The sequence below is a fragment of the Reticulibacter mediterranei genome (genome assembly GCF_016587455.1).
This window is the reverse complement of the sequence record NZ_BNJK01000002.1, coordinates 840,284-852,959: the sequence shown is the minus strand read 5'-3', so window position 1 is coordinate 852,959 and position 12,676 is coordinate 840,284. Positions and strand designations below refer to the sequence as shown.

The following is a 12,676-nucleotide window of genomic DNA, read 5'->3' as shown; positions in this document are numbered from 1 at the left end:
TTATTCAGATAGATTTGCCGGGATGAGGGTGGAAAAAAGCGTTTGCACTTGCTCACAGCTTATAAGCAGGTTTCCGCGACTGTCAGATGGCGGTATTTTCTCTGTGACTTGGGTGATAAAGATACGTAGCGCCGTGTTAATATACCCTAGATCTCCCCTGGTCAACGACGCTGCCTGGCCTGATGGTAACAACGCCAGCTTGACAATTAAGCCTGCAACTTCGACCTGTCGCTGGCTCCGTTTGGCCGAAGGCATCGTCGTGTTCCACATATGTTTTTCATAAAACTGCAAAATCGCTGAGACGGCCATGATTTCGTTCAGCGAGAGGGTTGCTACTGATATTTGTTCTTCCATCTGCCTACTCCTGTTCATCTGTGTGAAAACCGTCCTCTACAATATGGCCTTCTTTTTTAGGTATACAGACGATTGCTGGTGGGTGACTTGACCAGCCTGATGTGGATATTAGAGAAATCGTCAGTTGTATAGGTTTGTTGGGTTAAGCTGGAGAGCGCGAGCAGAATTTTCTGCACATCTTCCCTCTCAGTCATGCCGCCAATTTCCATCAGATACGCCACTCGCAACGGCACGCCTGCCAGATCCGCTACCTCCCTCGTCGTTAACTTTGCTGCTCGCCTTACCTGCATCAGTGTGGGCTTTTTCTCATCAGTCACTTTCCGCTCCTTTCCTTACTGTACCTGTGATTCCGCACCAGTGGCTCGTTCACCAAACACAATACGCTTTGCTTCTTCCCGCCCAACGGACTGCTCCATGCGTTTCATCTGCTCCCACATCAGTTCCATCCGTCTTGTGATGTATGCATGCGGGGCAACTATTGCGGGATCTTCAAGTGCTCGTTTGCCTGCCTGATATTCCAGATCGTATTGTTCCTGTAGGTGAGCAACTTCGCTTGCTGACATGCCTCTTGTTTTCCTTCCCTGGTCGTTTTGTTTTTTCCCTCTGTGTATCGTGGAGCATGTTTCCCTCCCAAGTATTCCTCTGATCCCAATCTCTTGCCTCAAAACTGACAAAATGATACGATGTCAGTGTAACCGCCCATTTCGCAAAATAACAGAAAACAAACAATCATCTCGGCATCAGTTCGCATTCAAATTCTTTCACAGCTCAATCGTTGGAGGATAGGAAGATGAAGAAGCCAGTTGTTCACCCATTAACAAAAGTCAGAACAGAGAAAAACCTGACACAAAAACGCCTGGGTGAAGAGATTGGCGTTGGGGAAGCAACAATATTTCGAGCAGAGCATAATAAACCTGTGAGTGCAGAAGTTCGCCGTCTTCTGTGTGCATATTTTGGCATGACCGCCGCTGAACTTAGTCTGATTGCAGCAGAACAGCAAGATAACGAGGTACAGGACACCGTTCGCACTCCCGCTCCTCACCCTTCGCTTCCTTCTCCCATTGAAGCTATAATAGGAGAAAAAGCAGTCAGTCAGTTATTAGAAGAGCAAAATATGGACAAACAAAGACGCCAGTTGCTTCAACGAGCACTCCCTTTGCTCTTAGGAGTCACTGGTGCTGTTGGTGTTGCTCCAGACGTACTTTTGCAAATCTCTGCGAATGAGGAGCCGCTGTCGTTTTATGCCACAGCTATTCCGGCATGTTGGAACCTCATATACAATGGAGGCATTGCTTATGTCGAGTACGTACTGCCCACGTATTTGACCCACCTCAGTATGCTTGTACAGCAGTCATCGCCTACTCACCTCCAAGCTGCTCGCCTTGCGTCTCAAGGGTATAAACTGGCAAATTTGTTAGATTTACGACGCGAAGATTTTGGCGCAGCGCTACAACACAGTAAAAAAGCTTTGTTCTATGGGGGAGTGGCGCAAGATCCTAATTTGCAGATAGCTGCATTGATCGAAGAAGCACTTACTTTCTGGTATCGGAAACGTCTTTTTCAAGCCCTGGCAACCTATCAAAAAGCGCAAAAACTGGCCGAGCACTCACCATCCCTATCGCCTATTATTCAGGGGCGTCTCTATGTTGGATTGGCTGAGGCATATGCTGGCATTGGGTTAGAGCAAGAGGCACTCCGCTTTATGGGTCTGGCCCAGCAGACGTTTCCTGATCATCCAGAGAACGATCCGCATTTCAGCTATACCCATTACAGCCGTTATTATCTCCATCTGTACAAAGGCTTGATGTATGTTAAACTGAAACAACCTCAAGAAGCATTGGCTGCCTATGCCCCGTTTCATGCTCCAGAATATGACTCCCGCAGCGCAGAGATCGCAACCAGAGAAGCAATGGCACTGTTGACCGCTGGAGAAATGCGAACGTGCTGCGAGAAGATTGAGCAAGCTTTCACTTTAGCTACGACAACGAATTCAAACCTGCGCTCTAGTGAAACCCAGGAAGTTTATCAAGGGGTTGTTCTCCGCTGGTCGCATGAGCCACGAGTAAAAGCATTAGCGAACCTGTTTCAACAGGCAGAGAACTAGACAAACGACATCGGTGAGAATCTATTGATCTTTTTGCAGAAGGAGAAGGATTTCGGTTGGATACTTTTGTCATGACACAAACGCTTGCTTTGCAACTAGAACAAGCAAATGCTGACTCTATTGACTCCTGGTTCCGGGGAATGCTTGAACAAGCAGGCGATTATTTCGGAGTAAACGTCTATCGGGTAGGACAGGTCCGAGCATTTGCCGCCCGAAAAATGCAAGAGATGGGCCACTTTAATCAAGTGATCGGGCTTGGGCCAGAACAGCAACACTACTTGCCTGAGATCGTTCGTTTTTATGCGGAGCAAGGGATCACACAGTATCGTATTGAGATTAACCCCTTCCATGTAACGTCTGATTTTCTTGCCTATCTTGCTTCTCTTCGGTGCCATCATACCGGATTTCAAACCTATGTTTTTGGACCGTCTACTCTTGATCCTTTGCCACTGCCACCTGCCATTTCTCTCCAAGAAGTCACTTCCTCTGAAAACGATTTGTTTGCTGATATGCACGTTCAAGGTTTTCAAGAAGCACTTATCCGTGCTCCCCTGTCAACAAGACAATTGTACCGTGAAAGTACCAAAGTATTATGTGGGTTTCCTGGCTGGCATCTCTATCTTGTCAACATCAATGGTACGCCAAGTGGTATGGGCATGTTGTATATAGAAAATGGGAGAGCCTTGCTCGCTGGAGGTGCGACACTTCCTCAATTCAGGAGGCGAGGAAGTCACCGAGCACTTCTCTGCCATCGTATACAGGCTGCTGCTCAGGCTAAATGCAGTATCGTCGTCGCTCAGACAAATGCTGGTTCTGAAAGCCAACGCAATATGGAAAATCTTGGCATGCGTACAGCATATACAGCGGCTATCTGGAAATCATCATGATATTTCGTGGTAGATAGAGAAGTGCAATGCGACCTTCCTTCTTTTTATGCCTCTGCAAAGTAGAGTCGTAAATCTATGATTTTCTGATGTCGTTACTCAATGTTCATCCAGCACAATCTCAAGCAACTCATTCGGGTCGGTTATCCCTAGCACCGTAGCGATTTTGCCAAGTGTTTCTGTTTCCACTGGCTTCCTCGGATTTTTATAAATAAGATCAATATTTTTGAAGTCTATCTGCGTTAGCTGCGCGAGGCGGTAGCGAGTCATTCCTCTGGCTTCCAGTGCTTGTTTTAGTCGTGTCTGCATAATCATAGGGACATTCACATTTTATATGGTGTTTAGAACATATGTCAAGAGACAGCAGCAAGATGAAATTCATCACGTCCCTATAGTAATTACTACAAGATTACAAAAGTATCCTCAAAATCACCTATAGTTTGAATTCATACAGGCGTAAAAAGAGTGAAATATTATAAGTTATTGACTATATGATTTGAGGACCATATAATACATTTAGATTAAAAATAAACATCTTAATCATAGTATATTAACAAATAAATATACGTGCGGAAAGGTGGTGATGATATGAAATTTCTCATTGATTGGGTAGAAAACTACTCTGATCGGGAAACGTATGAAAGCAGGAAAGACACACTTCCTCATTCCGAGATAGTTAATGAAACAGTAGATAATGTGGAAGTCTACGTATGGGATATATTTGAAGCTGATAGTAGCGATGAAGCGAAAACGTACATCCAAGAATTTTACGATGAGGTTGCAGTGTTCGATGTGTTTCTTCTTCAACCTGTTTTTTCTGAAGAGGACTTGTAGTTTCTCTACTAATCGCTTATCAGTCTTGCACACTAAGTACAATCAAGCAACTTTTTAGGGAATGAGATAGAATGTCAGGGAGAAGGAGGGAGCCATGAAAAAGCCACTGGAGATAGCGCCCCTGACAGCAGAAGAGTTGGAAGCTTTAGAGCAGTTATATCGAAGCACAAAAGATGTACGGCAGCGCACGCGTGCGCAAATGATCCTACTAGCAGGAGAACAGCGGATGACCGCTCCAACGATAGCAAAGATTGTCCGAGAAGATGATCAAACGGTGCGCAACTGGCTCAAACGCTGGATGGCTGAAGGAATAGAAGGATTAAAAGACCGACCAATGCCAGGAGCACCAGCCAAAATCACCAAAGCCTATGAAGAACAATTGCTCTTTGTGGTCCGCAGGCGGCCTCGCAGCCTGGGGCAGTCGTACTCGATGTGGACCCTGCAGCGTCTAGCCGATTATATGGCAGAACAAACGGGGATTCGTGCCAGTTATGAAACGGTTCGCCTCTTGCTCAAAGCCGGAGAAATCGTGCTCTCCCGCCCTCAGCACAAGATCAGCAGCCCTGATCCAGAATACCTGCTAAAAAAAAGACGATTGAAGAGGCAAGAGATGGTCTAAAAGCAGGAGATGTGTTTTATTATGCCGACGAGTTCAATCTGAGTTGGTTTCCGACGCTGCGAGCCATGTGGAGTCCGAAAGGACAACAAGTCATGATCCCAACGCCTGGGCAGCCAGACAAGTATTATGGTATTGGAGCGGTAAATTACCATACAGGAGACAGTGTAGTTCAGTTTCATCGTCGCAAGCGTCGAAAGGAGATTGCCCAACTGCTTGAGGCGTTGCTTGAGAAGCATCCAACAGGAACGATCTATGTCGCCTGGGATAATGCCGATACCCATGAGGATGATGAGGTAGAAGATGTTGTACGAGCTGCCGCCGGGCGTCTGGTTTTGCTCTACTTGCCGACCTATAGTCCCTGGCTCAATCCGATTGAAATGCTCTGGCGACATTTTCGTCGCGAAGTGACCCATTGTGAGTTATTTGAGACAAAGCAGGCACTGCTGACTGCGGCTCAAGAGTGCTTCGATCGCTTCAACCAGTGCCCGGAAAAAATTCTGTCGGTGATTGGCTCCAATGCCCAAAAAGTTAGTTGATTGTACTTAGTAAGCGGAAGTAGGGAAGCTACATTGTTTCTGCTACAATAGCAAGCTAGCAGAGATATGTCAAGCACCCGAAGAAGGGAGGTGAAATTTATGAACCCAAGAAAACCAACAAAGGAAGAAAAGAATGAACTAATTCATTTTCTCGTTGAGAACGACTATGGTGGTTACGAGGAAGACAAAGAAACAGCAGAGGGCATAGTTGAAAACGCCGCTATTGCTGTCTTCGACGACTATGCAACAGGTAGTCCAGGGTACGTCGGAAAAGTGATGGTTGTCGTTTATGATGGTGGCACGGAGCAAACAGAAACCTATTCATGGAATACATTGGATAGAACGAAAAGCCGCGATGTGGCAATTCATGAAGTGTAGTGTAACTACCATCCGTTTACAAGTACAACTCTTGTGAACGGTTGTAGCTATGTTACTTTTAGCAAATTACTTGTTCATTGCCAACAGGAAAAACGACAGGAGAAATGACGGTATTTGCAATCCTTCTATCTCAGCCTTCCGACATGGCTAACAGCAGGACAAATATTCTCCCTCAACGCTCACTATTCCTTATTCCAACAGCACAGCATCACGCGATATTGAGGGAGAATTTCTTTCCGAGGAGAAGATTTGTTCTCGTCGGGGGTTCCCTACTTCGAGCATCGCAAGTCTTACTGAGAAGCATAGAAGTAGGGTAACATGCTTATCCAGGAGGTTCTATTTGAAGGGGGTACGTTGTCATTTGTTAAAAGGTTATATGCAAGCGATATCCCTGCCTCATTATTTTTAATACAAGGGTTGCGTATCAATAGCAACAAGTTGTTTCTTGCAAAAAGATGAAATCTCGGACGCGAAGCGTCAGTTCTTTGCTAAGCTTTCTGACTGACCAGAAAGCGGAGTTGAAGATCATAACTCAATCAGAGGATAGCGCATCCCCTTCTCACATTCCAGATCATACGGATGCATCCAATATGGCTCTATAAAGGTTCCCAGAGGTTTTATTTCTTCTCCCTGAAGCGGAGGAACACACGCAAAGTGAAAGAGTCGATTTCGATAGCTTATCGGATTGACATGGCCTTGTGTGATGTCATGGAGCGCCTGCCTGGCAATCATTCGCATCCAGGCAATATGCTCATCGTCAACCGTTGACACAAAGCAGACTTTCACCAATTCCGCATGATAGCGGTTCTCAAATATGCCTTTGGCGATTATCCAATAAATGTTGGTGAACTTCTCCCCAAAAGCTTTTTTACTATGTGAGTCCCGTTCTAGTTCAACCCAGACTACACGACGTTTTGGCACTGCAAAATTAATGATCGCGTCAGCAATGACGCCGTGTGCTTTCCCTTTTTCATCCAGATACACCAATGGATTGCTTTTTATGAGATAGTCATGTTCAAACGAGGCTACCCGAACATCCGATTGGTCCGGCAAATGGTGTGCTGCAATAATAAATTTATTCAGTTCTAACGGATGCATCAGCCAGTTACTTGACATGGCTTTCCATTCAGAAGGATGTTTATAAAAAGCAATCTCCAGCCCTCGCTCATCACGGAGATATTTCATGCCCTGATCGGCCAGTACACACACGAACGGACTCCGGCCAGCAATTGTTGCTAAAGGAAAACGGTACAGATACGATGCCTCTACTAATTTTTTGATGTTGGCTTTGACTGTGCTTGCAGATCCAGGACTCCCAACAGCAGACACAACTAAATCCTCAGTGAGCAGATGATAACCTGAGAGCGTAAACAGAATTTTATCAAGTGCCGGAGTTATTGGCAATGTCGGTTTATATACTCTCCCCACGTAAGTTTCCCTACTGAATATCAGGCGAGCCTTCATGCTCGTCGAGTCTATCAAACAGATCTTGCGTTTGGCGCTGTATTTCTGGTTTCATTTGCTTGTTCTCTCTGTGTGGTATCGGCGGTGTCTGGTTTGTTGTCGGTGGGAACATAAAAGCAGTAGTAAGCTCCCTCTCAACTTCTTTCCTTCCACGGCAATACGTTCTTTTTGTTTGCGCCAGAATCGTATTCCATCGCTCGCTCTTCTCTTCTCCTCCCACAGGTGCAGGCAGATCGATTGTTTTCATGCGATATATCTCTGAGGCAACTTTCACAAATCCGTGTCGGTTCTTCAGTTTTGGCAAGATACTTGCTACATCGCTAGCTGAGAGGATTTTATGGGCGCTTGCCTCACGTTCCTGTTCTTGTTCTTCACGTTCCTGCTTTCGTTTTTCCCGCCCAACGCGTTTCCGTTCCTGTTCCTTTTCCCATTTTTCCCGCTCTCGTTCAACCTCAGCTCGATCAACCGCAATTGGATAGGCTAGTAATGCTTCCAGCACTACACGTAGGGTCTGTTCAAATTGGACGAGCATCCCTGTCCGTTCAGCTTTTTTCTCGATAGGAATAGCTTCGTGTTGCCATTGTAATTTTTGGATTTTTTCTTCTGTTTCTTTTTTCAGTTTTTGGAGCTTGGTAATATGTTCCTCTGCTTCTGTCCACGCTGTATATTCTTTGGTTAAATCGAATACCTGAAAGTGAATTTTCCCCTCTTTGATATCCTGAACATACCACACTCCAAACCGTCCCGACTGAGAATCAAATTTATACGTTCCAAGCTTGTATTCTTCACTATAGTGACCCCAATCGACACGAGGATAACGGGTTCTCCATTCCTCCTGAATTTTCCTACTTTCCGAAAGTACTTCGTTTATTGCTCCCTGCATTTTTCTTATTATTTCCTGCTTGTCTTGCTCTTCTGACTCAAGACGTTTTATTGTGTTCTTCTCCTGCCGTATTTGTACTTGTACTATCCCCCGTTTTCGTACTCCTTCCTCATCAGGAACCATGTCATAGGGCAATTGTCCATCCGAACCAATTGCAGGTAAGCAGGTTTCATAGACAAAGGTATGCAGTTTCGCTTCATCAATAACACCAGCAACTTGCGTGTCGTAGAAGAATCGGTTGTAGCGCCGGAGCAGTTCTTGTATTGCTTCTTGCTCAAAGTATATTGGTTCTCCAAAGCCAAAATTATACTTGTGCGTTGTTCCCTTTCCCATTCTTGCCCCTGTTTGCAGTGGAATGAGATAACGAACGTAAAAATCTCTGACAAGCGGATTTGGATGCTTGTCCATCTCGCTAATCGGCTCAACATTGATAATTGTTGGTTTCCTGGTAAACTCCTCCGCTTCTTCCTCTTCGTCTGCTTCCTTCTCTACCTCTTCGCCATAATCCTCGTACTCATAGCCAGCAAACAAATGTGACAGATACGGGCTATCATCCCGATTGGTACGGAGCGCAATCACCGTATGCGCGGTAGTCATGGCTTGTTTTAATGCTCCCATCCCCTCCTCTTCGAGTTGGCCGAGATATTGGTGGCAGAGCACTTGCTTAATGCCGTATTTGCGACCAAAGGAAAAGAGATCGCGGAATTCATCAGCCGATCCGGTTGCCCATTTTGAGAACTCATCAACCAGGAGCGTAAATCCAGGACGTTCATCTTTGGGCATACTGGCAAAACTGAATGTTGCAGCGTAAATCTGCATCATAAAGAAAATGCCTATAGTTCGCGCAGAGTATCGATACGAAAGCTCATCAAGCGGTAAATGGATAAGCACAATCTTTCGATCAAGAATGAGTTGCCTGATATCTATCGTTCTTTTTTTCTCTGCTCCATTCTCCCCTATGTTACTAGGTTTTGGGCAAATGTGAAATTTGACAAATGCATCATCGAGGAGTTCATCAACCCTATTCCGAAATGGTTGTGTCTGACGTTCTTTCTCGCTTCGTGACCAGCCAGCGTAACTTGTCCAGAATGCTTGCACCTCTTTATTGTGTAGCTCAGAGAGTACTCGCTCCCGAAACTGATCATCATCGAAAAAATCAGGAACATGGTAGAGCGTAAAGCGGGGGTGCTCTAGCAAAATAGGAATGATATTGCGAAGCATCTTTTTAAAATACTGTCCGGTTTTTACCTCCGGCCACAATTTCTCAAAAGCTGCTATTATCTGATTGCGTGTGCCTTGTTGCAATTCCAGTAGTTTAACACCTTTGGTCTGTTCGGGAGGGGAAAATACCGACATCATGAACGGCGTTTTATATTCTTTAATCGAGAAGAGATACGTGTCTTTAATTCGGTCTTTCGGCATACGGGAAATAATGTCGCGTATCATGTCACCCGTTGGGTCAAGCACGATAACGCTATCCCCTTCCCACATTTGTTCTATCCCGATGTTGGTTAAGATACTGGTTTTGCCGGAACCTTGCACGCCAACAACATACGTTCCAGCATAGAAAGCATCCGGTGAAACAGAAATTTCTTCTCCCGTTTTGATATCTTCAGCGATAGGTATACCTTCATCTTCTTCAGGCTCATAGGTCATAAAAGTATCGAGCAGTCCCTCACCTGGATAAATCATGTCGCCTACCCATGCCTCATTACCTCGTTGAAGAGATAACTCTGCTTCAGTGAGTGCATCTCTCAGCCCACTATCTGTTAACAAGGCGTACAAAGCTTTTCCTGAACTGTAGCGAATATTGAGGAAGCCATTTGGAATAGGCGTGTAGGTCTTGGTTAATACGCCATCAGTTACCTCAAGACCGCGCAGAAAAAACGTTTCGCCTGTATCTGCCTCTCTCCATTTATTCTTCCCGAACCAATACGCTAGCAACTTTCCTGTTACGATACTCCGATATTCCATAGCGCCAGCTCGCTCTGCGAAGATAGTTGCGCCTGAGTTTGCGTTTTGAAAAATATACCTGCACAGAGGGGTATTTCTTGTTCCCATTGCCTGGCTCCTGAGCAACCTGCCTGTAAAACTATCTCTCCATTCTTAGCTATACAATACAATATTTTTGCTCTAAGCTGCTCGTTTCTCAATCTCATTTGGAAGCTGCCAAAAATGCCACATTGCAATTCATCTGTCGTTTTGTTACAAACGAAATGTATGAATGAACCTGGCGAGCATTTTTCAGCGTACTTAGACGAAAAGGCTATTCTGAAAGAACATACGAGATTGTATGAAGCAGCGAATCGTGAAGAGAGCAAGCTCTCATATAGCGGAGACACTACCCCACAGCAGCTTGATAGATATTTAAGGGCTGAGATCGCATTGAGCCAATGGATAGCAAATCATCCTACCGCAACAGATAAAGCAGCAGAAAGAAAACTTCACCAAGAGAAAATTCAGCAATATACAGACATTCTTACCGGCAGTTACCACGATGAGAAAAGACAATTTTGTAGGGAGCGAGCCGACAGCTTACTAGCAATTGCTAATGAAAAATTCGATGATAATGACATTGTAGGAAAAGAAAGAAGCATTGGCGCAAGAAAACAGGCAGCCAATTGGCTCAGAGCAGAAGCAAACTGTCTTACTATGCCTGACAAACAGCCAGCGCAATCAAAAACAACTTCGTATGGTGGTATTTCCCGACCAAGAATATGGGCTGGAAATCAAGAGGTTCCTTTGAACGATATGAGTGAGTCTGGAGGTAGTGAATACGAACATCAGTATGTTGAAGATGAGGAAATCTTAGCACATTCGATAGAACATGCAAAAGGGAACAAACTACTTGAAAACCAAATAAAACTCAGAGAAGAACTTGAAACTGGCGTTCATACTGATGCCGCCCATCTTGATAAATTGCTCGAAGCATCGGCGGCGCTTTATCACTGGAAAGCTCAGCATCCTCACTCCTACCAACCACGAGAGACGGAGGCACTCTACCGTGAAAGAGACGCAGAATTGTTTCTCAAATACCAGAAACTACTGCGTGGCAGCTACCATAAAGAAAAAGCAAATTATTGCTTGGAGGAAGCCCAAGCAAACAAAGAAATAGCAGAAAATGAAGAGAAGCGATCACCAAGCCGGGCAGGTGAGACACATAATGAAACGATTCAATACGCAAGAATGCTTGCTGCAAATTGGCTCCGTACTGCTGTCAATTGTCTGACTATGCCAGTAGATCGGCCACCAGCACAACCCAATTAAACCTTCTAGTCGCTAAACAAAGAAGTAGCAAAAAACTAACACTCCAATTCTTACGACCCTCTTACCTCAAGCATCACACCATTTTTGCTATGCTCGTCCTGTTTCCCGATCCCGTTTCAGAAGCGGAGGAGATCGCCCGAAAGGGAAATGAAACGTTGCAATCGAGAAACCAGATCCGAAAAGTGATGAATAACATATTTACCTGCGGTCATCGAATAACTACTACATTGGGTACTCGTCTCGTAACATTGCTACTATCTGCGTCTTTATTAGCGGGGTGATTTAAGACTCTTACTTGATCATTAATTTTTGCTAAAACGGCCACATCTCCACCTCCACAGGTTAATATTGCATCCTCAGCTCCTTTTCCCTTCATAAGCCGAGCAAGCTGTGAAATAGATACGCCAGCGCTCGCTTCTTGCCTCCCATCAACAGCAACCATAATTAATTCCCCATTTCTATTTCTCCCATACCCCATTAATGGCATTTTTTGCTCCGGCAGTTTACCGAATATTCCCAATCGATAATCTCTTCCTTGTATATCCATCCGTAAATGTGTCAAGTTGCTCCGTTGAATTGTTCCCTGCAATCTTTCAAATGGTTCTCTTTCTGTTTCGGACTCAGGAACCAGAGTTCGAGCGACTACAGAACTGGGTTGTACACGAGTCATACGATCTAATGCATGATGGGAAGAAGGCATTTGCTTTCGGATGTCTTGAAAAAAGGTTGGCGGAACTTCTTTTCCTGCGGCAAAATCAAACAAATTTCGAGGGTCAGCTTTAATACGGGGATCATCGATAATATCTGATACAGGGACTAGTTCACCAGATGCAATAATTGGCGGACCATTGAAACCAACCGTTACTCCTCGAAGTTTCTTGTAATCCTCTTCGTTTATTTCCCCATTTTCCAAATGCAAAGTGACTACTTGCCATTTTCCCTCTTTTTGGAGAAGAGCAGAATACGAACCAGTGATTTTGTCTTTATCATTCGCAAGCAAAATAGGATGACCGTCTTGTATGAGGAATGCTTCTTGCTGCCAACCAAAATGATTACCTGGAGCTGCAAGAAGAGGTCCGGGGATATCTGCTATATACTCTTCAGGACGAAACCCTGCTGCTCGGTTATTTTCTAATCTTTGAGCTGTTGTTTGCTGATCGATTAGCAGACTTCCAGGTTCGGTCTGGATGCCTTTTCGTGCTAATTCCGTGTCATAGAAAATATCTATTGATGCGTTATTAGCAATTTTTGCAGTGGTTACTAAGGATTCTGCACCATCAATAAGCATTTTCTCCCTAACAACCGCTGTAGGCCCGACAAATACTTTCTCCTGTGAGAGAACATATATCTCAT

The 12,676-nt window shown here is 44.8% G+C and carries 14 protein-coding genes; 7 read left to right on the top strand and 7 right to left on the bottom strand.

Features of this window, described 5'->3' with window-relative positions; genetic code table 11:
* Genes K3T83_RS42120 through K3T83_RS42110 form a run of 3 tightly spaced genes read right to left on the bottom strand, consistent with a single transcriptional unit; the run spans position 1 to position 917 of the window.
* Complete coding sequence (locus K3T83_RS42120; protein WP_220209141.1) at positions 1 to 354, bottom strand: hypothetical protein; 354 nt, start codon at positions 352 to 354, stop codon at positions 1 to 3.
* Positions 355 to 410: 56 nt separating this feature from the next.
* Complete coding sequence (locus K3T83_RS42115; RefSeq protein WP_220209140.1) at positions 411 to 671, bottom strand: hypothetical protein; 261 nt, start codon at positions 669 to 671, stop codon at positions 411 to 413.
* Between the two features lie 15 nt (positions 672 to 686).
* Positions 687 to 917, bottom strand: coding sequence for a hypothetical protein (locus tag K3T83_RS42110; protein WP_220209139.1), 231 nt, complete (start codon positions 915 to 917; stop codon positions 687 to 689).
* A 227-nt stretch (positions 918 to 1,144) separates the two neighbouring features.
* Between K3T83_RS42110 and K3T83_RS42105 the strand changes: the two genes are divergently transcribed.
* On the top strand, positions 1,145 to 2,458 hold the full coding sequence (locus tag K3T83_RS42105) for a helix-turn-helix domain-containing protein (RefSeq protein WP_220209138.1): 1,314 nt from the start codon (positions 1,145 to 1,147) through the stop codon (positions 2,456 to 2,458).
* A gap of 56 nt (positions 2,459 to 2,514) precedes the next feature.
* Positions 2,515 to 3,345 carry a GNAT family N-acetyltransferase gene (locus tag K3T83_RS42100; protein WP_220209137.1) on the top strand — a complete coding sequence of 277 codons (831 nt, stop codon included), beginning with the start codon at positions 2,515 to 2,517 and terminating at the stop codon, positions 3,343 to 3,345.
* A gap of 96 nt (positions 3,346 to 3,441) precedes the next feature.
* Here K3T83_RS42100 and K3T83_RS42095 read toward each other — a convergent pair whose 3' ends face one another.
* Complete coding sequence (locus K3T83_RS42095) at positions 3,442 to 3,657, bottom strand: helix-turn-helix domain-containing protein (protein WP_220209136.1); 216 nt, start codon at positions 3,655 to 3,657, stop codon at positions 3,442 to 3,444.
* A 273-nt stretch (positions 3,658 to 3,930) separates the two neighbouring features.
* Here K3T83_RS42095 and K3T83_RS42090 point away from each other — a divergent pair, with 273 nt between their 5' ends.
* From K3T83_RS42090 to K3T83_RS42075, 4 genes are all read left to right on the top strand, one after another.
* Entirely contained in the window at positions 3,931 to 4,176 is a 246-nt protein-coding gene (locus K3T83_RS42090) for a hypothetical protein (RefSeq protein ID WP_220209135.1), read from the top strand.
* Between the two features lie 94 nt (positions 4,177 to 4,270).
* On the top strand, positions 4,271 to 4,795 hold the full coding sequence (locus K3T83_RS42085) for a helix-turn-helix domain-containing protein (RefSeq protein ID WP_220209134.1): 525 nt from the start codon (positions 4,271 to 4,273) through the stop codon (positions 4,793 to 4,795).
* 11 nt (positions 4,796 to 4,806) lie between these two features.
* Complete coding sequence (locus tag K3T83_RS42080; RefSeq protein ID WP_220209133.1) at positions 4,807 to 5,331, top strand: IS630 family transposase; 525 nt, start codon at positions 4,807 to 4,809, stop codon at positions 5,329 to 5,331.
* 99 nt (positions 5,332 to 5,430) lie between these two features.
* Entirely contained in the window at positions 5,431 to 5,709 is a 279-nt protein-coding gene (locus K3T83_RS42075) for a hypothetical protein (RefSeq protein WP_220209132.1), read from the top strand.
* 525 nt (positions 5,710 to 6,234) lie between these two features.
* On the opposite strand, the gene K3T83_RS42070 is transcribed toward K3T83_RS42075, so the two are convergent.
* Both K3T83_RS42070 and K3T83_RS42065 read right to left on the bottom strand, forming a co-directional pair.
* On the bottom strand, positions 6,235 to 7,173 hold the full coding sequence (locus K3T83_RS42070; RefSeq protein ID WP_220209131.1) for a hypothetical protein: 939 nt from the start codon (positions 7,171 to 7,173) through the stop codon (positions 6,235 to 6,237).
* On the bottom strand, positions 7,148 to 10,117 hold the full coding sequence (locus tag K3T83_RS42065) for a type IV secretory system conjugative DNA transfer family protein (RefSeq protein WP_220209130.1): 2,970 nt from the start codon (positions 10,115 to 10,117) through the stop codon (positions 7,148 to 7,150). Before K3T83_RS42065 ends, K3T83_RS42070 begins: the two co-directional genes overlap by 26 nt.
* A gap of 159 nt (positions 10,118 to 10,276) precedes the next feature.
* Here K3T83_RS42065 and K3T83_RS42060 point away from each other — a divergent pair, with 159 nt between their 5' ends.
* Positions 10,277 to 11,323: a hypothetical protein gene (locus K3T83_RS42060; protein WP_220209129.1), complete on the top strand. Its 1,047-nt coding sequence runs from the start codon at positions 10,277 to 10,279 to the stop codon at positions 11,321 to 11,323.
* A gap of 208 nt (positions 11,324 to 11,531) precedes the next feature.
* Here K3T83_RS42060 and K3T83_RS42055 read toward each other — a convergent pair whose 3' ends face one another.
* Entirely contained in the window at positions 11,532 to 12,611 is a 1,080-nt protein-coding gene (locus K3T83_RS42055; RefSeq protein ID WP_220209128.1) for a phosphodiester glycosidase family protein, read from the bottom strand.
* Positions 12,612 to 12,676: the final 65 nt, after the last annotated feature.

What these genes read in the sequence shown, in the direction of transcription:
- K3T83_RS42120 (WP_220209141.1), bottom strand. Translation starts at nt 354, where the DNA reads ATGGAAGAACAAATATCAGTAGCAACCCTCTCGCTGAACGAAATCATG.
- K3T83_RS42110 (WP_220209139.1), bottom strand. Translation starts at nt 917, where the DNA reads ATGTCAGCAAGCGAAGTTGCTCACCTACAGGAACAATACGATCTGGAA.
- K3T83_RS42105 (WP_220209138.1), top strand. Translation starts at nt 1,145, where the DNA reads ATGAAGAAGCCAGTTGTTCACCCATTAACAAAAGTCAGAACAGAGAAA.
- K3T83_RS42095 (WP_220209136.1), bottom strand. Translation starts at nt 3,657, where the DNA reads ATGATTATGCAGACACGACTAAAACAAGCACTGGAAGCCAGAGGAATG.
- K3T83_RS42090 (WP_220209135.1), top strand. Translation starts at nt 3,931, where the DNA reads ATGAAATTTCTCATTGATTGGGTAGAAAACTACTCTGATCGGGAAACG.
- K3T83_RS42085 (WP_220209134.1), top strand. Translation starts at nt 4,271, where the DNA reads ATGAAAAAGCCACTGGAGATAGCGCCCCTGACAGCAGAAGAGTTGGAA.
- K3T83_RS42075 (WP_220209132.1), top strand. Translation starts at nt 5,431, where the DNA reads ATGAACCCAAGAAAACCAACAAAGGAAGAAAAGAATGAACTAATTCAT.
- K3T83_RS42070 (WP_220209131.1), bottom strand. Translation starts at nt 7,173, where the DNA reads ATGAAGGCTCGCCTGATATTCAGTAGGGAAACTTACGTGGGGAGAGTA.
- K3T83_RS42065 (WP_220209130.1), bottom strand. Translation starts at nt 10,117, where the DNA reads ATGGGAACAAGAAATACCCCTCTGTGCAGGTATATTTTTCAAAACGCA.
- K3T83_RS42060 (WP_220209129.1), top strand. Translation starts at nt 10,277, where the DNA reads ATGAATGAACCTGGCGAGCATTTTTCAGCGTACTTAGACGAAAAGGCT.
- K3T83_RS42055 (WP_220209128.1), bottom strand. Translation starts at nt 12,611, where the DNA reads ATGCTTATTGATGGTGCAGAATCCTTAGTAACCACTGCAAAAATTGCT.